The 19,659-nt window shown below is 62.7% G+C and carries 21 protein-coding genes and 1 riboswitch; of the genes, 16 read left to right on the top strand and 5 right to left on the bottom strand.

The features are described 5' to 3' along the window. Positions 1 to 90: 90 nt before the first annotated feature. The 3 genes from NF676_RS08520 to purM are packed head-to-tail and all read right to left on the bottom strand — an operon-like array spanning position 91 to position 2,521. Complete coding sequence (locus NF676_RS08520) at positions 91 to 804, bottom strand: DUF3108 domain-containing protein (protein ID WP_056783915.1); 714 nt, start codon at positions 802 to 804, stop codon at positions 91 to 93. An 8-nt stretch (positions 805 to 812) separates the two neighbouring features. Further along, positions 813 to 1,463: a phosphoribosylglycinamide formyltransferase gene (gene purN / locus NF676_RS08525; protein WP_150741314.1), complete on the bottom strand. Its 651-nt coding sequence runs from the start codon at positions 1,461 to 1,463 to the stop codon at positions 813 to 815. Then, complete coding sequence (purM, locus tag NF676_RS08530) at positions 1,463 to 2,521, bottom strand: phosphoribosylformylglycinamidine cyclo-ligase (protein ID WP_016773695.1); 1,059 nt, start codon at positions 2,519 to 2,521, stop codon at positions 1,463 to 1,465. The genes purN and purM overlap by 1 nt, the downstream gene beginning before the upstream one ends. A gap of 373 nt (positions 2,522 to 2,894) precedes the next feature. Between purM and NF676_RS08535 the strand changes: the two genes are divergently transcribed. The 5 genes from NF676_RS08535 (at position 2,895) to NF676_RS08555 (ending at position 7,533) form a co-directional block, all read left to right on the top strand. Then, entirely contained in the window at positions 2,895 to 3,953 is a 1,059-nt protein-coding gene (locus NF676_RS08535) for a DUF2066 domain-containing protein (protein WP_252887524.1), read from the top strand. Positions 3,954 to 3,987: 34 nt separating this feature from the next. Then, positions 3,988 to 5,061 carry an AI-2E family transporter gene (locus NF676_RS08540; protein ID WP_095180755.1) on the top strand — a complete coding sequence of 358 codons (1,074 nt, stop codon included), beginning with the start codon at positions 3,988 to 3,990 and terminating at the stop codon, positions 5,059 to 5,061. A 206-nt stretch (positions 5,062 to 5,267) separates the two neighbouring features. Continuing rightward, positions 5,268 to 5,972 (top strand): DnaA regulatory inactivator Hda, encoded by a 705-nt coding sequence (gene hda, locus NF676_RS08545; RefSeq protein WP_007919828.1) that lies wholly within the window; start codon positions 5,268 to 5,270, stop codon positions 5,970 to 5,972. A gap of 191 nt (positions 5,973 to 6,163) precedes the next feature. Further along, positions 6,164 to 6,781 (top strand): C40 family peptidase, encoded by a 618-nt coding sequence (locus tag NF676_RS08550; RefSeq protein ID WP_016773699.1) that lies wholly within the window; start codon positions 6,164 to 6,166, stop codon positions 6,779 to 6,781. 215 nt (positions 6,782 to 6,996) lie between these two features. Then, the gene (locus tag NF676_RS08555; protein ID WP_041479547.1) at positions 6,997 to 7,533 is read left to right on the top strand and encodes a C40 family peptidase; all 537 of its coding nucleotides are present in this window, start codon (positions 6,997 to 6,999) and stop codon (positions 7,531 to 7,533) included. A 127-nt stretch (positions 7,534 to 7,660) separates the two neighbouring features. Here NF676_RS08555 and NF676_RS08560 read toward each other — a convergent pair whose 3' ends face one another. Beyond that, positions 7,661 to 8,974, bottom strand: coding sequence for a PQQ-dependent sugar dehydrogenase (locus tag NF676_RS08560; protein WP_095180757.1), 1,314 nt, complete (start codon positions 8,972 to 8,974; stop codon positions 7,661 to 7,663). A 66-nt stretch (positions 8,975 to 9,040) separates the two neighbouring features. After that, positions 9,041 to 9,625 carry a hypothetical protein gene (locus tag NF676_RS08565; protein ID WP_252887525.1) on the bottom strand — a complete coding sequence of 195 codons (585 nt, stop codon included), beginning with the start codon at positions 9,623 to 9,625 and terminating at the stop codon, positions 9,041 to 9,043. 161 nt (positions 9,626 to 9,786) lie between these two features. Beyond that, positions 9,787 to 10,016: riboswitch (cobalamin riboswitch) on the top strand. Between the two features lie 83 nt (positions 10,017 to 10,099). On the opposite strand from NF676_RS08565, the gene cobO reads away from it, so the two are divergent. The 11 genes from cobO to NF676_RS08620 all read left to right on the top strand — a co-directional run bounded on the left by cobO (position 10,100) and on the right by NF676_RS08620 (position 19,645). Next, positions 10,100 to 10,711, top strand: coding sequence for a cob(I)yrinic acid a,c-diamide adenosyltransferase (gene cobO, locus NF676_RS08570; protein WP_150636720.1), 612 nt, complete (start codon positions 10,100 to 10,102; stop codon positions 10,709 to 10,711). Next, a complete protein-coding gene (locus NF676_RS08575; RefSeq protein ID WP_252887526.1) occupies positions 10,708 to 12,090 on the top strand; it encodes a cobyrinic acid a,c-diamide synthase CobB in 1,383 nt (460 codons plus the stop codon). Before cobO ends, NF676_RS08575 begins: the two co-directional genes overlap by 4 nt. Further along, positions 12,087 to 12,737, top strand: a complete 651-nt coding sequence (gene bluB / locus NF676_RS08580; RefSeq protein WP_024012169.1) for a 5,6-dimethylbenzimidazole synthase — start codon at positions 12,087 to 12,089, stop codon at positions 12,735 to 12,737. Before NF676_RS08575 ends, bluB begins: the two co-directional genes overlap by 4 nt. Continuing rightward, positions 12,734 to 13,642: an adenosylcobinamide-phosphate synthase CbiB gene (gene cbiB / locus NF676_RS08585; protein ID WP_056783933.1), complete on the top strand. Its 909-nt coding sequence runs from the start codon at positions 12,734 to 12,736 to the stop codon at positions 13,640 to 13,642. The genes bluB and cbiB overlap by 4 nt, the downstream gene beginning before the upstream one ends. Next, positions 13,635 to 14,627 carry a threonine-phosphate decarboxylase CobD gene (cobD, locus tag NF676_RS08590; protein WP_150741320.1) on the top strand — a complete coding sequence of 331 codons (993 nt, stop codon included), beginning with the start codon at positions 13,635 to 13,637 and terminating at the stop codon, positions 14,625 to 14,627. Before cbiB ends, cobD begins: the two co-directional genes overlap by 8 nt. Then, on the top strand, positions 14,624 to 16,075 hold the full coding sequence (locus NF676_RS08595; RefSeq protein WP_252887527.1) for a cobyric acid synthase: 1,452 nt from the start codon (positions 14,624 to 14,626) through the stop codon (positions 16,073 to 16,075). The genes cobD and NF676_RS08595 overlap by 4 nt, the downstream gene beginning before the upstream one ends. Before the next feature lie 120 nt (positions 16,076 to 16,195). Continuing rightward, positions 16,196 to 16,717 (top strand): bifunctional adenosylcobinamide kinase/adenosylcobinamide-phosphate guanylyltransferase, encoded by a 522-nt coding sequence (gene cobU / locus NF676_RS08600; protein WP_041479540.1) that lies wholly within the window; start codon positions 16,196 to 16,198, stop codon positions 16,715 to 16,717. Continuing rightward, positions 16,714 to 17,769, top strand: a complete 1,056-nt coding sequence (cobT, locus tag NF676_RS08605) for a nicotinate-nucleotide--dimethylbenzimidazole phosphoribosyltransferase (protein ID WP_252887528.1) — start codon at positions 16,714 to 16,716, stop codon at positions 17,767 to 17,769. The genes cobU and cobT overlap by 4 nt, the downstream gene beginning before the upstream one ends. Then, complete coding sequence (gene cobC, locus NF676_RS08610; RefSeq protein ID WP_236169118.1) at positions 17,766 to 18,341, top strand: alpha-ribazole phosphatase family protein; 576 nt, start codon at positions 17,766 to 17,768, stop codon at positions 18,339 to 18,341. The genes cobT and cobC overlap by 4 nt, the downstream gene beginning before the upstream one ends. A 1-nt stretch (position 18,342) precedes the next feature. Next, positions 18,343 to 19,065, top strand: coding sequence for an adenosylcobinamide-GDP ribazoletransferase (locus tag NF676_RS08615; protein WP_252887529.1), 723 nt, complete (start codon positions 18,343 to 18,345; stop codon positions 19,063 to 19,065). 175 nt (positions 19,066 to 19,240) lie between these two features. After that, entirely contained in the window at positions 19,241 to 19,645 is a 405-nt protein-coding gene (locus NF676_RS08620; protein WP_252887530.1) for a MarR family winged helix-turn-helix transcriptional regulator, read from the top strand. Positions 19,646 to 19,659 lie beyond the last annotated feature (14 nt).

Here is a 19,659-nt window from a genome sequence, read left to right on the forward strand (position 1 = left end):
GCTGGGGTGAGGGGTAGGGCCGCCGCGCAGTATCATCGAACAGATAAACAAAAGCCCCGCATTCGCGGGGCTCTCTGTTCTTGCGACGGATCAGCTGCCTTTGACAGTCTTGCCGTTGACAGTACCGTCCTGGAGCATGATGTTGTACTCCTTGCCGTCAGTCTCGACCTGTTGCAGGCGCACCAGCAGGTAATCCCAATCCTTGGCGAACCACAGCACGGTGATGCGTTTGCTTTGTGTCGGATCGCGCACGCGCTCGACCTTGATCGCATCGATCTGGCCGGCCTTGGTGTCGACCTTTTCCGAACCCAGCACGCGGAAGTCGTAGGTATCGACTTCGCCATCATCAACCACCTGATAGCTCATGCTTTTCTTGCCGGCGGCAACGTCGTGCTGCAGCGCCAGTTGATAGGTCGACTTGTCGACCATGCCGCGGTTCAGCGGGATCTTCACCGCGTCGCCACGGTCGGTGCCGGTCACCAGTTTATTGGCCCAGTCGAAGTCCAGATCAGCTTTTTTCGCTTTGCCCAGACCACCACGTTCAAAGTGGTAGGACTGCGGCAGCAGCGTGTCCTTGTCCAGCTTCAGGGTGCTTTCTTCAGTCAGGCTGGCGATCATCATCGAGGCCTTGAAGCTGAGCTTCCAGACGCCGTCGGCTTCCTTGGTCAGGCTGCGTTCGGCGGTGCCGCTCATGGGCAGCTGCTTCCAGTCGGCGGTGTAGCTGGCGGAGAACGGTTGAAGGTCCGCTGCCTGCGCGAAGGGCAGGGCGAGCAGAGCGCAAGCGAAGAGCAGGGCGCGACGCATAATATCTCCTAGTGTCGAATCAAGTGGCCGCTGGCGGCGAGTGGCTGACCGTCGAGTAAAGCACCCTGGTCACCGAGTGTCAGCCTGCCTTCGGCAAACCAGCGTACTGCCATCGGATAGATCAGGTGTTCCTGGGCGTGGACTCGTTGCGCCAGACTCTGCGGCGTGTCGTGCAACTCTACCGGTAATACTGCTTGTACGACCAGTGGTCCGCCATCGAGTTCCTCGGTGACGAAGTGCACGGAGCAGCCATGTTCCGTATCGCCGGCCTCCAGCGCGCGCTGATGAGTGTGTAACCCTTTGTATTTGGGCAGCAGCGACGGGTGGATGTTGAGCAGGCGACCCTGGTAATGACGCACGAAATCAGCGCTGAGAATGCGCATGAAGCCGGCCAGCACCACGAGTTCGGGGTTGAATTGGTCGATCAGTTCGATCAGCGCGGCATCGAAGGCCTCGCGGCCCTCGAATGCCTTGTGATCCAGCGAGCGGGTGGCGATACCCGCGTCGCGGGCGCGTTGCAGGCCGTAGGCGTCGGCGCGGTTGGAAATCACCGCAGCGATGCGGACCGGGCTGTCGCCGGTCCGCGTGCTGTCGATCAGAGCCTGCAAGTTACTGCCGGTGCCGGACAACAGCACCACGACATCACAGGGCTTTGGCATCAGTGAGCCTTGAGGTTCTTCAGCTCGACCTGCGCAGCGCCTTCGGCGGCCACGGCGATCTGACCGATGACCCAAGGCTGCTCGCCGGCGTCACGCAGGGTGTTCAGGGCCACTTCGACGTGCTCCTGAGCCACGCAGATGACCATGCCGACGCCGCAGTTCAATACGCGGTGCATCTCGGTTTCATCAACGTTGCCTTTCTCCTGCAGCCAGTCGAATACGGCCGGGCGAGTCCAGCTGGCCACGTCAACCACTGCTTGCGCGCCTTTTGGCAGTACGCGCGGAATGTTGTCGAGCAGGCCGCCACCGGTGATGTGGGCCATGGCCTTCACAGCGCCAGTGTCCTTGATCAGCTTGAGCAGTGGCTTGACGTAGATGCGGGTCGGGGCCATCAGCAGGTCGGTCAGCGGTTTGCCGTCGAGCTGGGTGTTCTCGATGTCGGCACCGGAGACTTCGATGATCTTGCGGATCAGCGAGTAGCCGTTGGAGTGCGGGCCGGACGATGGCAGGGCGATCAGGGCGTCACCGGTGGCGACTTTCGAGCCGTCGATGATTTCCGCTTTTTCCACGACGCCGACGCAGAAGCCGGCCAGGTCGTAGTCTTCGCCTTCGTACATGCCTGGCATTTCAGCGGTTTCGCCGCCGACCAGCGAGCAACCCGACAGTTCGCAACCAGCGCCGATGCCGGTGACAACCTGGGCAGCGGTGTCGACGTTCAGTTTGCCGGTGGCGTAGTAGTCGAGGAAGAACAGCGGCTCGGCGCCGCACACCACCAGATCGTTGACGCACATGGCGACCAGGTCGATGCCGATGCTGTCGTGCTTGTTCAGGTTCAGCGCCAGACGCAGCTTGGTGCCGACGCCGTCGGTGCCGGAGACCAGCACTGGCTGCTTGTAGCCGGCCGGGATTTCGCAGAGGGCGCCGAAACCGCCCAGGCCGCCCATGACTTCCGGGCGCGCAGTGCGCTTGGCGACGCTCTTGATGCGTTCGACCAATGCTTCACCGGCGTCGATGTCTACACCGGCGTCCTTGTAGCTCAGGGAGGGTTGCTTGCTCATGATCCAGGCCTTTAGGGGAGGGGATTCAGGGGGTAACGACCGAGTTCAGCGGGAACATCGAACTCGATGGGCGATCGCCTCACGCGAGTTTCGAGGGGCCCGGCTGTTGCCGGTCTGCGAAGGCGCGCGATTTTATCAGGCTTGAGGGGCAGCGGCCATCCTCGCACCGACGGGCAGGGCCATATCGGCGGAAATTTTTTGCAATCGCAGGGTATGACTGCCTGTATAAGGTGTGGCGATTAACCGTCTATCGTTAGGACTGTGCAAAAACTTACCGCCACCGTGTGAATGTTTTGCAAGAGGTGGGGGTCACAGCCTTGCTCAACCGGTTCACGCGGCGTGTTCCAGCCGCTCCTGTCGACGGGAATTTTCCATGCGTTTTTGTAAATTGTTATTTGTAGGCTGCCTGACGCTGGTCAGCCTGGCGAGCCATGCCGAAAACCTCAAAGGTCTGTATCAGGTGCGTCAGCCGGTCAACGGCCAGGCGCCGGAAGAGCGCGATCGCGCCACGCAGGCGGCGCTCGATACCCTGGTGCTGCGCCTGACCGGCGACCCGAAAGCCGCGCAGAACCCGGGGCTGGCGCCGATCCGCAAGGACCCGCAGCAGATCATCAGCCAGTTCGGTTTCGATGCCGGGCCACCGGAAGTGCTGAAAGTCGATTTCGATCCGGCAACCACCGAGCAGGCCTTGCGCCGGGCCGGGTTGCCGGTGTGGGGCACCAGTCGGCCGTCGATCCTCGGCTGGTGGCTGAACGATTCAACTGAAGGTGCGAGCCTGGTCGGTGACGGTCAAACCGCAGCCTCAGCATTGCGCACGGCCGCACAACATCGCGGTTTGCCACTGCGCTTGCCGCTGGCTGATCTCAGCGAGCAATTGGTTGCCACCGCACCCGCGCTGGAAAGCGCTGACCCCGCGCCCTTGCGCAGTGCTTCGGAGCGCTACAACGCCGACGCCTTGCTGGCGGTGCATGCGCGCGAAGAGGGCGGGCAGTGGCAGGCAAAATGGCGCTTGTGGCTCGGTGATCAGAAAGAGGCCGGCAGCGTGCAGGGCGCCGATCAGGCAGCTGTCGCCGATGCGGTGATGCTGGCGGTGGCCGAGCGTCTGGCGCCGCGATTTGTCGCCAAGCCCGGCGCGTCGGGTCAGCAGACCCTGGAAGTGCAGGGCATGAATCTGGAACATTACGCGGCGCTGCTGCGGTTACTCGAACCGTTCGGCGTGCGTCTGCAAAGCGTGCAGGGCGATCGGATCGTCTATCGGGTCAATGGCAGCGCCGATCAATTGCGCGCGCAATTGTCGCTGGCGAAGTTGCAGGAGCTGCCGGCCGAAGCGCCGGCCCCGGTGGCGCCTGCCCAGCCAGCGGCGGATGGTACGCCTGCGGTTGCAGCGCCAGCCCCGGCAGCGGCGGCGCCGTCGTTGCGGTTTCGCTGGTAAGTCTTTCCTTATATAGAAGCATCAGGAGTGGTAAATGGCCGATACGCGGCGTTGGTTCTGGCTCGGTGGGGTAGTCCTGCTTTGCGCGTTTGTATGGTTGCTGCATCCGATCCTCACGCCGTTTCTGGTCGCGTTGTTGCTGGCTTATCTGTTCGATCCGCTGGTGGATCGTCTGGAGCGGCTCGGGCTGTCGCGAACCTGGGGCGTGATTGCCGTGTTTGCCTTGTTCACCTTGATCGTCACGGCGTTGATGCTGGTGCTGGTACCGATGCTCGCCAAGCAGTTGCTGCGTCTGTACGAGCTGGCGCCGCAGATGCTCGACTGGTTGCAGCACACCGCTGTGCCGTGGGCGCAAGCGAAGCTTGGTTTGTCGGACGGCTTCTGGAAGTTCGATAAAGTCAAAGCCGCGATCAGCGAGCACATGGGCCAGACCACCGACATCGTCGGTGTGGTGCTGAGTCAGGCGACGGCCTCGAGCCTGGCGCTGATCGGCTGGCTGGCAAACCTGGTGCTGATTCCGGTGGTGAGCTTCTATCTGCTGCGCGACTGGGACGTGATGATGGGCAAGATCCGCAGCCTGCTCCCACGTGATCGCGAAGAGCGCGTGGTTGCGCTGGCGGGCGAGTGCCACGAAGTGCTCGGCGCGTTCGTGCGCGGGCAGTTGCTGGTGATGGTTGCGTTGGGGGTGATTTATGCCGCCGGCCTGATGATCGTCGGTCTGGAACTGGGGCTGTTGATCGGCCTGATTGCCGGGCTCGCGGCGATTGTGCCGTACATGGGTTTTGTCATCGGCATCGGTGCGGCATTGATCGCCGGATTGTTCCAGTTCGGGGGCGATCTGTACCCGATGGTCGGGATCGTCGCAGTGTTCATGGTCGGTCAGGCACTGGAAGGCATGGTGCTGACGCCGCTGCTGGTCGGGGATCGGATCGGCCTGCACCCGGTGGCGGTGATCTTCGCGATTCTCGCGGGTGGCGAGCTGTTCGGTTTTACCGGCGTGCTGCTGGCGTTGCCAGTGGCGGCGGTGATCATGGTGCTGGTGCGTCATGTCCACGACTTGTATAAGGATTCCGGGATCTACAGCGGCGTTGACGAACCTGAGTTGTGATGGCGCGGGCCGCCCGGCGCTTGGCCGGGCTGGCCCGTTTCGTTCGAGCGAGGGCGCCAGAGAATCTGTCATCAAACCGCTGCGTCAACGCAAACCTTTGATTTTGCTTGGGGTCTGTCGCATTGTGCGCTCAGCCTCACGGGTATAAACTTCGCCAACTTTACACAGAGGCCACTAACGGTTCCTTTGAGAACTGTTCAGTCAGCATGAAACCGATTCAGCTGCCCCTAGGTGTGCGTCTGCGTGACGACGCCACCTTCATCAACTACTACCCAGGCGCCAATGCCGCTGCACTCGGCTATGTCGAGCGTCTTTGCGAAGCCGACGCCGGGTGGACGGAGAGCCTGATCTACCTGTGGGGCAAACACGGCGTCGGGCGCACGCATCTGTTGCAGGCCGCGTGCCTGCGCTTCGAGCAGATGGGCGAACCGGCGGTGTATCTGCCGCTGGCCGAGTTGATGGATCGTGGCGTGGAAATCCTCGACAACCTTGAGCAGTACGAACTGGTCTGTCTGGATGACTTGCAGGTGATTGCCGGCAAGGCCGACTGGGAAGAGGCGATGTTTCATCTGTTCAATCGTCTGCGTGACAGCGGCCGGCGCCTGCTGATCGCCGCGTCCACTTCGCCGCGCGAATTGCCAGTGAAGCTGGCCGACCTGAAATCGCGCCTGACCCTGGCGCTGATCTTCCAGATGCGCCCACTCTCCGATGAAGACAAATTGCGTGCGCTGCAATTGCGCGCATCCCGTCGCGGTCTGCACCTGACCGATGAAGTCGGGCACTTCATTCTCACTCGCGGCACGCGGAGCATGAGCGCGCTGTTCGATCTCCTCGAGCAGCTTGATCAGGCGTCCCTGCAAGCGCAACGCAAGCTGACCATTCCCTTCCTCAAGGAAACTCTGGGCTGGTAGTAGTGGGCTTTTGCCAGCTTTCAGGCGCCAGAAAACCTCCGTGCCTGCGGCGATTGAGCGGCCTGGCGGATTAAGCGCTTAGATGTAAACGCGAAACCGGGAAGTCACATAAAGTTCGATTGAATTTGCAAATGAGGACGATAGCGGGCATAGTCTCGGCTTCTTTACAACTATCAGCCACGGTCGTGCCCATGCTAAAGCGCTTCGCACCCCTCGTGCCTCTCGCACTCGTTACCCTGTTATTCGGTTGTGCTGCTCATTCTCCGGTTCAAGAGCCGCCGCAACAGGTCAAGAATTCTGCTACCGCCCAGTCTTCCGTTATTTACCAGGAAGAGCTGGACACCGAAAAAGAACTCAACCAGTTCAACGGCAGCAAGCCTTATCAGCTTCCTGTACTGGCTGACAGCATCCTCGAACGCGGCATGTCCCTGATCGGTACTCGTTACCGTTTCGGCGGTACCTCTGAAGCCGGTTTCGATTGCAGCGGTTTCATCGGTTACCTGTTCCGCGAAGAGGCGGGCATGAACCTGCCGCGCTCCACTCGCGAAATGATCAACGTTGATGCGCCGCTGGTTTCGCGCAGCAACCTTGAGCCGGGTGATCTGCTGTTCTTCGCCACCAATGGTCGTCGCGGTCGTGTCAGTCACGCCGGCATCTACCTGGGTGACAACCAGTTCATTCACTCCAGCAGTCGTCGCAGCGGCGGTGTTCGCATCGACAGCCTGGGTGACAGCTACTGGAGCAAGACCTTCATCGAAGCCAAGCGTGCACTCGCCATGGCGCCGACCGTGGTCACCGCTCGCAAGTAAGCGCGATGTCGCTGCGTTCGCGGCGACAAAACGGCACGGCAACGGAGTAGACCTAAACTTTACAAGGTGAAGTTAAAGTCTTACTTGAAGTTTGCCGCGTAGCCGCTAGAATCCTGAATCTATATTGATGGCAAACCGCCTGCGTGATGACGCAGGCGGTTTTGTTTCTGTCCATTCGGCAGAGAAAGCCGCAGCCAGATCAGGATGTTCTGCTTATGACGATGTCGGCCCGCCTCACCTTGATCCTTTGCGCCGCGCTGCTCAGCGCCTGCGCCAGCCGCACACCGCCGCCAGCCCCCGTGGTTCGCGCGCCGATCGTGTTCGCTCCCTCCCAGGCTTTTTCCCCCGTTGCTGAAGACGTGCTGTTCCGTGCCCTCGGCCTGGTCGGTACGCCGTATCGTTGGGGCGGCAATACGCCGGATTCGGGTTTTGATTGCAGTGGTCTGATCGGGTTTGTCTACCGCGACGCGGCGGGAATTTCGCTGCCACGCTCGACCCGCGAAATGATCGTCATGCAGGCGCCGAATGTCGGCAAGGAAGGCTTGCAGACCGGCGACCTGATTTTCTTCGCCACCAATGGCGGCTCGCAGGTCAGTCATGCGGGGATTTACGTCGGCGAGGGGCGCTTCGTGCATGCGCCGGCCACGGGCGGCACGGTCAAGCTCGATAGCCTGTCGAAGGCGTATTGGCAGAAGGCGTATCTGAGCGCCAAGCGGGTGTTGCAGCCGGGGCAGCTGGCGCATAACCCCTAGTGCGTATGCATAACTAAATGTGGGAGCGAGCCTGCTCGCGAAGGCGGAGTGTCAGTCGACAATGATTTGACTGATAAACCGCTTTCGCGAGCAGGCTCGCTCCCACTTTTTTTGCGTTGCGCTTAGCTTATTTGCTTGCCGACACGCGCCACACTTTGTTCCCGACATCATCCGCCACCAGCAAGCCGCCTTGCTGATCGATGACCACGCCAACTGGGCGGCCCAGCGCGTTCTCGTCCTTGTCGAGGAAGCCGGTCAGCACATCCACCGGCTGCCCGGTCGGTTTGCCACCACTGAACGGCACGAAAATCACCTTGTAGCCACTGTGCGGTTTGCGGTTCCACGAGCCGTGTTGGCCAATGAATGCGCCTTCCTTGAATTGCGCCGGCAAGCGGTTGCCCTCGGCGAAGGTCAGGCCCAGCGAAGCGGTGTGCGGACCGACCGCGTAATCCGGAGCGATGGCCTTGGCCACCAGATCAGGATTCTGCGGTTTGACCCGCACATCGACGTGCTGGCCGTAGTAGCTGAACGGCCAGCCATAGAAGCCGCCGTCCTTGACCGAGGTGATGTAGTCCGGCACCAGATCGCTGCCGATTTCGTCACGCTCGTTGACCGCTGTCCACAAGGCGCCGCTGGTAGGTTCCCAGGCGAGGCCGTTGGGGTTGCGAATGCCCGAGGCGAAGATGCGGTGGTTGCCGGTCGCACGATCGACTTCCCAGATCGCCGCGCGGCCTTCTTCCTGATCCAGACCGTTTTCGCCGACGTTACTGTTCGAGCCGACGGTGACGTAGAGCTTGTTGCCGTCCTTGCTGGCGATGACGTTTTTGGTCCAGTGGTGATTCAGCGTGCCGCCAGGCAAGTCGACGACTTTGATCGGTTGGGTCTTGATCTCGGTGGCGCCCGGCTCGTAGTTGAAGCGCAGCAGGCGGTCGGTGTCGGCTACGTACAAATCGTTGCCGACCAGCGTCATGCCAAACGGCGAATTGAGGTTCTGCAGAAATACCGTGCGGGTTTCTGCGACGCCATCGTGGTCGGCATCACGCAACAGGGTGATGCGGTTCGGGCTGGGCACGCCGGCACCGGCCTTGCCCATGACTTTCTTCATCACCCAGCCACGAATGCCTTTGCTGTCATCGGGCTTGGGCGGCGCATTGGTCTCCGCCACCAGCACATCGCCGTTGGGCAGCACGTAGAGCCAGCGCGGGTGATCGAGGCCTTCGGCAAACGCGGCGACCTGGGTGCCGGCCGCTGCGGTCGGTTTCGCGCCGTCCGGCCAGCCCACCGCCGGGGCGATGTTGACTGTCGGGATCAGCGTCTTGTTCGGTTCGGGCAGTTTCGGTGACGGGCCGGTGCCGTCGGAGACTTGCAGGCTGGAGGTTTCACCGCAGGCGGCGAGCCCGCCAGCGACGGCGATGATAAGAGCGAGTTGGGCCTTGCGCATTGCTGATCTTCCCTATGAATGCATTCCTAAACATAGAGGAGGGCGCAGGCCCGATGGTTCAACTGCTCAACCGCGGGCTTCCTTTAACAGCACGGCGATGCCCGGATGATAGTTGCCCGCGTCGCTGTGCAATTTGCGATAGGCGTAGGGGAAATACCAGGCCACGGCGCAGGTGTGTTCCTTTTGCAGGTCGTCGACCATGTCCTGCAATTCTTCGGGGCTGGCGCTGTGCTGAGGTTTTTGCGGAGCAACAAAGAGGCAGCCGAGCTTGAGATCGCTGGCGTAGCTGATGCGCTTGGCATCAACGGTGATGTCGAGCAGGGCCTGGGTCAGGTTGAGGTTGTTGACCCGTGGCCAGCGTTGCGTGGCCTGAATGAACGCGCGGTCTTCGGCGCCGGCAATCAGCAGGTCGGCGCGAGCATTGCGTTCGCCTTCTTCGTTCTGTTTGCGCGTGGCCGTGTCGTTCAGCGTGACCATTTCAGCCATCCACGCCGCTGCCGCGAGCAGGCCGAGATTGGCTTTCTCGTCGTGCCAGTACGGCGTGTCGTTGTCGCCGCGTACAGTGTTGTAGCGATCGATACAGTCAAACCAGCGTTCCAGCACCGGGCGCAGAAATTCCAGGCGCGGGTTGCTGATGATCATGCCTTGCATCGTCGTCATCCTTATTGTTGTAGTGGGCTTTCGAAAAAAGCATGGCTCTTTGATATCACTTGTCGCAGTCTGGCACAAGATTGCCGCTGCACAATGGATCAGCGGCAGTTATTCGCGCGCAAAGCGCCTCTTCAATTGACGCTCCACCCCCAACCCTCTAACCTTCGCCGCTTGTTTCAGGTGCTCTGTGGCCCCGCGTCGACAGAGTGAAACAGGGAAGCCGGTGAGGGTGGTCTTCAAGCGAAGCCACGACGATCCCGGCGCTGCCCCCGCAACGGTAAATGAGTGAAAACTGCGCCTTGAGCCACTGCCTCGAAAGAAGCGGGAAGGCGCGCAGTCCGGCGAAACGCCGCTCATGAGCCCGGAGACCGGCCTGATCCATCTCAGCGGCATCACGGTGGGCGATGCCAGGCTTTTTGCCGTCTATTCTTGTGCCTGCCCGCCGTTATCCAGCCTCAACGGAGAGCTCCCCCCATGACTGATTCCCCCGAGCGTGACGAACGCCATCTGGCGCGCATGCAGCGCAAGAAGGCCGTGATCGACGAACGCATCGCCAGCTCGCCCGACGAATGTGGCCTGGTGCTGGTGCTGACCGGCAATGGCAAAGGCAAGAGCAGCTCGGCGTTCGGCATGCTCGCCCGCGCGATGGGCCACGGCATGCAGTGCGGCGTGGTGCAGTTCATCAAGGGCCGCAACAGCACTGGCGAGGAATTGTTTTTCCGCCGCTTCCCCGAGCAGGTGCGTTTCCACGTCATGGGCGAAGGCTTCACCTGGGAAACCCAGGATCGTCAGCGCGACATCGCCGCTGCGACCGCCGCTTGGGAAGTCTCGCGCGAATTGTTGCGCGACCCTTCGATCGGTCTGGTGGTGCTCGATGAATTGAACATCGCCCTCAAGCACGGCTACCTCGATCTCGATCAGGTGCTCAGCGATCTGCAAGCGCGCCCGCCGATGCAGCACGTGGTGGTCACCGGGCGCGGCGCCAAGCCGGAAATGATCGAGATGGGCGACACGGTCACCGAGATGGGCATGCTCAAGCACGCCTTTCAGGCCGGGATCAAAGCGCAGAAAGGCGTCGAACTTTGAAGCAACCACGTCACTGCCCGGCGGTGTTGATCGCCGCGCCGGCCTCCGGTCAGGGCAAGACCACCGTCACCGCCGCACTCGCCCGTTTGCATCGCAACCAAGGGCGCAAGGTGCGCGTGTTCAAATGCGGTCCGGACTTTCTCGACCCGATGATCCTCGAGCGCGCGAGCGGTGCGCCGGTGTATCAACTGGACATGTGGATGGTCGGCGAGCAGGAAAGTCGCCGGCTGTTGTGGGAAGCCGCCGCCGAGGCTGACCTGATTCTGATCGAGGGCGTGATGGGCCTTTTCGACGGCACGCCATCCAGCGCTGATCTGGCGCGCCACTTCGGTGTGCCGGTGCTCGGCGTGATCGATGGCACCGCCATGGCGCAGACCTTTGGCGCCTTGGCGCTGGGCCTGGCCAAGTATCAGCCGGACTTGCCGTTCGCTGGCGTGCTGGCCAACCGCGTCGGCACCTTGCGCCATGCGCAATTACTCGAAGGCAGCCTCACCGAAGGTCTGCGCTGGTACGGTGCGCTGTCCCGCGAAACCGGTATCGAATTGCCGAGCCGCCACCTCGGCCTGGTTCAGGCCAGCGAATTGAATGATCTGGATCTGCGCCTCGACGCGGCCGCCGATGCGCTGGCCAGCAGTTGCGAGGTCGCGCTGCCACCGGCCGTTGAATTCGCCGGGCCTGACGTCATCGCCGCCGAGCCTCTATTAAAAGGTGTGCGCATCGCCGTTGCCCGCGATGAAGCCTTTGCCTTCACCTATGGCGCCAGTCTCGATCTGCTGCGGGCGATGGGCGCCGAATTGCGCTTCTTCTCGCCGATTCGCGACACGCAATTGCCCGAGGCGGACAGCCTGTATCTGCCGGGCGGCTATCCAGAGTTGCATCACGTCGCGCTGGCGCAAAACGCCTCAATGCTGGCGGCGATCCGCGCGCACCATGCGGCGGGCAAGCCGTTGCTCGCCGAGTGTGGCGGCATGCTTTATCTGCTTGATTCGCTGACCGACGTGGAAGGCACCCGTGCTGAGCTGGTCGGTTTGCTCAAGGGCGAGGCGGTGATGCAGAAGCGTCTGGCGGCGCTGGCGTTGCAGGCGGTTGAGCTGCCGGAAGGTTCCTTGCGGGGGCATACGTATCACCATTCGCTGACTACAACCGAGCTGACGCCGATTGCCCGTGGGCTGAGTCCCAATGGCGGGCGCGGCGCTGAGGCGGTTTATCGCGAGGGGCGGATGACGGCGTCATATGTGCACTTTTATTTCCCGTCGAATCCGACTGCGATTGCGGCATTGTTTGCGCCAGATCGTGAGGCCGCCTTCGCGAGCAGGCTCGCTCCCACAATGGATGACCTGAACCCTGTGGGAGCGAGCCTGCTCGCGAAAGGGCCATGACCGACAACACATTCTCCGAAGCCGAGCGCGCAGCGGTCTACAAGGCCATCGCCGAGCGCCGCGACATGCGCCACTTCACCGGCGGCAGCGTCGAGCCGCAGTTGCTGCGTCGTCTGCTTGAAGCCGCTCATCAAGCGCCGAGCGTCGGCCTGATGCAGCCCTGGCGCTTCATTCGTATCAGCGATCGTGCTCTGCGCGGGCAGATCCGCGATCTGGTGGAAGAAGAGCGCATCCGCACCGCCGAAGCCCTTGGCGAGCGCAGCGATGAGTTCATGCAACTCAAGGTCGAAGGCATCAACGACTGCGCCGAAGTGCTGGTCGCAGCGCTGATGGACGATCGCGAAAAACACATTTTCGGTCGGCGCACGTTGCCGGAAATGGACATGGCCTCGTTGTCCTGCGCGATCCAGAATTTGTGGCTGGCCTCCCGCGCTGAAGGCCTGGGCATGGGCTGGGTCTCGCTGTTCGAACCGCAAGCCTTGGCGGATTTGCTCAAGTTGCCGGCCGGTGCCAAGCCGCTGGCGGTGTTGTGTCTCGGCCCGGTCAAGGAATTCTATCCGGCGCCGATGCTGGTACTTGAAGGCTGGGCGCAGGCGCGGCCGCTCAACGAGTTGCTGTACGAAAATTATTGGGGAGTGAGTCAATGAGTGTGGCGTTGCTGAGTGTCGCCGCGGTAGCGCTGGATGCGCTGCTCGGTGAACCGAAACGCTGGCATCCGCTGGTGGCGTTCGGCAATTTTGCCGGGCGCATCGAGCAACGCTTCAACGCCGGCGGTCGTGGCTGGCGCAGCCATGGCGTGACCGCGTGGGTGCTCGCGGTGCTGCCGCTGACTCTGCTCGCCACCGCATTTTCCTGGGCGCCCTATGTCGGCTGGATTGTCGAGATTCTCGCGCTGTATTGCGCACTCGGCATGCGCAGCCTCGGCGAACATGTCGCGCCGGTCGCGGCTGCGTTGCGCGCCGATGATCTGGACGAGGCGCGCAAGCGTGTCGGTTATCTGGTCAGCCGCCAGACCGATGAACTCGATAGCACTGCCGTGGCCCGTGCCGCCACTGAATCGGTGCTGGAGAACGGCAGCGATGCAGTGTTCGCTGCGCTGTTCTGGTTTGCCGTCGCCGGCGCGCCGGGCGTGGTCCTGTATCGCTTGAGCAATACCCTCGATGCGATGTGGGGTTATCGCAACGAACGCTTCGAACGTTTCGGCTGGGCGGCGGCGAAAATCGACGACGTGTTGAACTACATTCCTGCGCGTCTGGTGGCATTGACCTACGCGCTGCTCGGCAAGACCCGCCTCGCGCTGAAGTGCTGGCGCACCCAGGCGCCGCAGTGGGACAGCCCTAACGCCGGCCCGGTGATGGCGGCCGGTGCCGGTGCGCTCGGCGTCGAGTTGGGTGGACCGGCGATCTATCACGGCGAACTGCATGAGCGCCCACAACTGGGCGAAGGTGCGCCGGCGGATGCCGATTCCATTGACCGTGGCTGGCAATTGGTCCAGCGCGGCGTATGGTTATGGCTGCTGATGCTTTGCCTGGGGGCGGAATTTTATGCTTGAGCACGGTGGCCGGTTGCGCAAGGCTGCACTCGATTACGGGATTGCCGAAGCCGACTGGCTCGACCTGTCCAGCGGCCTCGCGCCATGGCCATTCCCGATCCCGGAAATCCCGCTGCGCGCCTGGGCGCGCTTGCCGGAAACCGACGACGGTCTGGAACAGGCCGCCTGCGATTACTACGGCGCCGCGCAGGTGTTGCCGGTGGCCGGCTCGCAAATGGCCATCCAGTTGCTGCCGCGTCTGCGCCGGGCCGGCAAGGTCGGCGTGTTGTCGCCGTGCTATGCCGAGCATGCCGAAGCCTGGCGGCGCAGCGGTTACATCGTCCGTGAAGTGCTCGAGCAGGAAGTCGAGTTCTTTCTCGACAGCCTCGATGTATTGGTGGTGGTCAATCCGAACAATCCGACCGGCCTCAGCCTGACCCCGGCACGCCTGCTCGACTGGCATGCGCGGCTGGCGCAACGCGGTGGCTGGCTGGTGGTCGACGAGGCGTTTATGGACAACACGCCGCAGCTGAGCCTGGCGCCCTATGCGCATCAGGTCGGGCTGGTGGTGTTGCGTTCGTTCGGCAAGTTTTTCGGTCTGGCCGGGGTGCGCCTCGGTTTCGTTCTGGCCGAGCGCAAGTTGCTCAAACTGCTCGCCGAACAGGTCGGGCCGTGGGCGGTGAGCGGGCCGACGCGGGTACTCGGTACGGCGTGCCTGCAAGACACCGAGGGCCATACCCGTCAGCGGATTCGCAGCGATGAAGCGAGCGAACGGCTGGCGGCGTTGCTGACCCGTTGCGGTTTTGCACCGCAGGGCGGCTGCGCGCTGTTTCAGTGGTTGATCACCGAGCACGCCGAAGCGCTGCACGAATTCCTCGCCCGGCGCGGCATCCTCCTGCGCCTGTTCAGCCACAACAGCAGTGTGCGTTTCGGCCTGCCAGCGGATGCCGCGCAAGCGCTGCGTCTCGAACAGGCTTTGCAAGCATTCGCCAAGGACCACCCATGACCACTCTGATGGTGCAAGGCACCACGTCTGATGCCGGCAAAAGCACGTTGGTGACGGCGTTGTGCCGCTGGGCCACTCGCCAGGGCGTGGCGGTGGTGCCGTTCAAACCGCAGAACATGGCGCTCAACAGCGCAGTCACCGCTGACGGCGGCGAGATCGGCCGCGCGCAGGCAGTGCAGGCGCAAGCGGCCGGTCTTGAACCGCACACAGACATGAACCCGGTGCTGCTCAAACCCAACAGCGACACCGGCGCGCAAGTGATCATTCATGGCCGCGCGGTGACGACGATGAACGCCGTCGCCTATCACGATTACAAGGCCATCGCGATGCAAGCGGTGCTCGCCTCGCACGAGCGACTCAGCGCTGCGTACTCGTTGGTAATGGTCGAAGGCGCCGGTTCGCCGGCGGAGATCAATCTGCGCGCCGGCGACATTGCCAACATGGGCTTTGCCGAGGCGGTGGATTGCCCGGTTTTGCTGATCGCCGACATCAATCGCGGCGGCGTGTTTGCGCATTTGGTCGGCACGCTGGAATTGCTTTCACCGAGTGAACAGGCGCGGGTCAAAGGCTTCATCATCAACCGCTTTCGCGGCGATATCGCCTTGTTGCAACCGGGCCTCGACTGGCTGGAGCAGCGCACTGGCAAACCGGTGGTCGGCGTCTTGCCCTACGTGATGGACCTGCACCTTGAGGCCGAGGACGGCATCGACCAACGCCAGGCCGACAAGGCCGAGCAGGTATTGAAAGTGGTGGTGCCGGTGCTGCCGCGCATCAGCAATCACACCGACTTCGACCCGCTGCGTCTGCATCCGCAGGTGGATCTGCAATTTGTCGGCCCGGGCCAGGCAATTCCCGCCGCCGATCTGATCATCCTGCCGGGCTCGAAGAGCGTGCGCAGTGATTTGACTTATCTACGCGCCAACGGCTGGGACGCTGCGATCAATCGGCATCTGCGCTACGGCGGCAAGGTGCTGGGGATTTGCGGCGGTCTGCAGATGCTCGGTGAGCAAGTACACGATCCGCTTGGGCTGGAAGGCGCTGCCGGCTCCAGCGCCGGTCTGGGGCTGCTGGCGTTCGAAACGCAACTCGAAGCCGAGAAGCAATTGCGCAACGTGCGCGGGCGGCTGGCGTTGGAAAGCGCCGCAGTCAGCGGTTACGAAATTCATGCTGGCGTAACCAGCGGACCGGCACTGGAAAACCCGGCGGTACATTTGGACGACGGTCGTTGCGATGGTGCGCAAAGTGCCGATGGTCAGGTGTTCGGCACCTATCTGCATGGCTTGTTCGAATCCCCCGAGGCGAGCGCGGCGTTGCTGCGCTGGGCCGGGTTGAGTGATGTGCAGGAAGTCGATTACCACGGCTTGCGCGAACGCGACATCGAGCGGCTGGCGGATCTGGTGGAGAAGCATCTGGATACCGGGCTGTTGCGGCAGCTCTGCGGGATTTGAGTTGTCTGGACTGGCCTCTTCGCGAGCAGGCTCGCTCCCACAGGGAACTGCGATCAACGGTGGGAGCGAGCCTGCTCGCGAAGGGGCCGGCTGCCTTACCACACTTTTTTGGATGAACCCATGCTCCAACTGATCCTCGGCGGCGCCCGCTCCGGCAAGAGTCGTCTGGCGGAAAAACTCGCCAGCGACAGCCATCTGGCGGTCACCTACATCGCCACCAGCCAACCGCTCGACGGCGAAATGAACCAGCGCGTCGCCCATCACCGCGCGCGCCGCCCGGTCGAATGGGCGTTGATCGAAGAGCCACTGGAACTGGCCCGCGTGCTGCGCGAATCCGCCGGCGCCGAGCGCTGCCTGCTGGTCGATTGCCTGACCCTGTGGCTGACCAATCTGCTCATGCTCGACGACGCCGAACGTCTCGCCGCCGAGCGTGAAGCGCTGCTCGACTGCCTGGCGTCGTTGCCGGGTGAAATCATTTTTGTCAGCAACGAGACCGGAATGGGTGTCGTGCCGCTGGGCGAATTGACTCGCCGCTATGTCGATGAAGCCGGTTGGCTGCATCAAGCTCTGGCCGAGCGTTGTCAGCGAGTTGTCCTGACCGTCGCCGGCCTGCCCCTGACTTTGAAAGGACCTGCGTTATGAGCCCGACCTGGTGGCTGAACCCGTGCAAAACCGTCAACTCGGACATCATCGCGCAAGCGACCGAGCGCCAGCAGCAACTGACCAAACCGGCCGGTTCGCTGGGGCGCCTTGAATCGGTGGCCGTGCAACTGGCCGGTCTGCAAGGTCAGCTCAAGCCCACGCTGGATCAAGTCTGGATCGCGATTTTCGCTGGCGACCATGGTGTGGTAGCCGAAGGCGTATCGGCTTATCCGCAGGAAGTTACCGGGCAGATGCTGCTCAACTTTGTCAGCGGCGGCGCGGCGATCAGCGTGCTGGCGCGTCAGCTCGGTGCGCAGCTGGAAGTGGTCGATCTGGGCACGGTGAATCCGACGCTGAATCTGCCCGGCGTGCGCCATCTGAACATCGGCGCGGGAACGGCGAACTTCGCTCAGGGCGCAGCGATGACTCAGGCGCAGGGCGAATCGGCCTTGCAGGCCGGTCGCGACAGCGTCTTGCGCGCGAAAGCCGCCGGCACCCAGTTATTCATCGGCGGCGAGATGGGCATCGGCAATACCACGGCGGCCAGTGCGCTGGCCTGTGCCTTGCTCGATTGCCCGGTGGCGCACCTGACCGGTCCCGGCACCGGGCTGAATGCCGCTGGCGTCAGCCACAAGGCGCACGTCATCGAACGCGCGCTGGCGCTGCATGCCGCACAGCGTGGCGATGCCTTGCAGACACTGTTCAATCTCGGCGGGTTCGAGATTGCCGCGTTGATTGGTGCCTATCTGGCGTGCGCGCAGGAAGGCATCGCGGTGCTGGTTGACGGCTTTATCTGCACGGTCGCCGCGCTGGTCGCAGTGCGCTTGAATCCGGCCTGTCGCCAGTGGCTGTTGTTCGGCCATCGCGGTGCCGAGCCGGGCCATCGTCATGTGCTGGAAACCTTGAACGCCGAACCGTTGCTGGAACTCGACCTGCGCTTGGGCGAGGGCAGTGGCGCAGCGTTGGCGGTGCCGTTGTTGCGTCTGGCCTGTGACCTGCACGGGCAAATGGCGACGTTCGCCGAAGCGGCTGTCGCGGATCGCCCGGCATGAGTCTGCGTCTGGATCTGCTGCGCCACGGCGAAACGGAACTCGGCGGCGGCTTGCGCGGCAGCCTCGACGATGCGCTGACCGCAAACGGCTGGACGCAGATGCGTGCTGCGGTGGTCGGCGGCGGGCCGTGGGATCGTATCGTCAGTTCGCCATTGCAGCGCTGTGCGCGCTTCGCCGCCGAACTCGGTGAGCAATTGAACCTGTCCGTGCATCTGGACAAGGATCTGCAAGAGCTGCATTTCGGCGCGTGGGAAGGGCAGAGCGCGGCGGCGTTGATGGAAACGGACGCCGAAGCGCTGGGGCTGTTCTGGGCTGATCCCTATGGCTTCACGCCACCGCAGGGGGAGCCGGTCAGCGCGTTTTCCGCGCGGGTGTTGGCGGCGGTCGCGCGGTTGCAGGCGGCTTACGCCGGCGAACGGATTCTGCTGGTCAGCCACGGCGGCGTGATGCGCTTGTTGCTCGCGCAGGCACGTGGTCTGCCGCGCGAACAGTTGCTCAATGTCGAAGTCGGCCACGGCGCGCTGTTTGCGCTGACGGTCGAGGCTGATGGCGCGCTCAAGGAAGGTCACTGAGATGTTGCCGCTGTGGATCGCCTTGCAGTTTCTCAGCAGCCTGCCGATTCGCCTGCCGGGCATGCCCGAGCCGCAACAGCTCGGCCGTTCGCTGCTGTTTTATCCGCTGGTGGGATTGCTGTTCGGGTTGATCCTCTATGCGTTGAATCTGTTATTGGTCGGCGCGCCGATGTTGCTGCATGCGGCGCTGTTGTTGACCGTGTGGGTATTGCTCAGCGGCGCGCTGCATCTCGATGGCCTGGCCGACAGCGCTGATGCCTGGCTCGGCGGCTTCGGTGATCGCGAGCGCACGCTGACGATCATGAAAGATCCGCGCAGCGGGCCGATCGCGGTGGTCACGCTGGTGCTGGTGTTGTTGCTGAAATTCGCCGCGCTGCTGGCGCTGATCGAGCAAGGGCATACCCTGGCGCTGATCATCGTCCCGGTGCTCGGGCGAGCGGCGCTGTTGGGGTTGTTTCTGACTACGCCGTATGTGCGTGCGGGTGGCTTGGGTCAGGCGCTGGCCGATCATCTGCCGCGCAAAGCGGGGTGGTGGGTGCTGGGGTTGAGTGCGCTGGGCTGCGTGTTGATCGCGGGTATCGGCGCGGTGCTGATTTCGCTGGTTGGGTTTGTCTGGCTGCGGCGATTGATGATGCGGCGGTTGGGCGGGGCTACCGGGGATACGGCAGGGGCGTTGCTGGAATTGCTGGAGATGGGGGTGTTGGTGGGGCTCGCTTTGGTCTGAAGGATTTGCGTAGATGATGCCGGCCCCTTCGCGAGCAGGCTCGCTCCCACCTTCGAAATGCAATCCTCTGTGGGAGCGAGCCTGCTCGCGAAGGCGGCCTCACCGGCAACAATGATGTTCAGAGTAACCTCATCTGTAACTTGATTTAACACACTCGCGGGTATATACACGCATCATGCTTCCTTCTAAGTGTTTGTGCACCAACCTGCGTCGCGCCGCGCGTGGCGTCAGCAGGCATTACGACGGCGCTCTCGATGGCTTCGGGATCAACGTTGCCCAGTATTCTCTGCTGTGCAATCTGCAGCGGCTGGAGCAACCGAGCATTTCCGAACTGGCTGAGGCCATGGGCCTGGATCGCAGCACGCTCGGACGCAATCTACGTGTGCTGGAGGGCGAAGGTCTGGTGGCGCTGGCCGAAGGCGAGGACATGCGCAACCGCATCGTGCGCCTCACTGAAACCGGCGTGCAGCGGCTGGCAGCGGCATTGCCGGCGTGGGAGGCGGCGCAACAGCGGCTGATCGACCGGCTCGGTGCCGAGAAGCGCGAAACCTTGCTCAAATTGCTCGACGAACTGGCCTGACGCCGGTTTCTTCG

The organism is Pseudomonas siliginis, from assembly GCF_024072275.1.
Classification (GTDB): Bacteria; Pseudomonadota; Gammaproteobacteria; order Pseudomonadales; family Pseudomonadaceae; genus Aquipseudomonas; species Aquipseudomonas siliginis.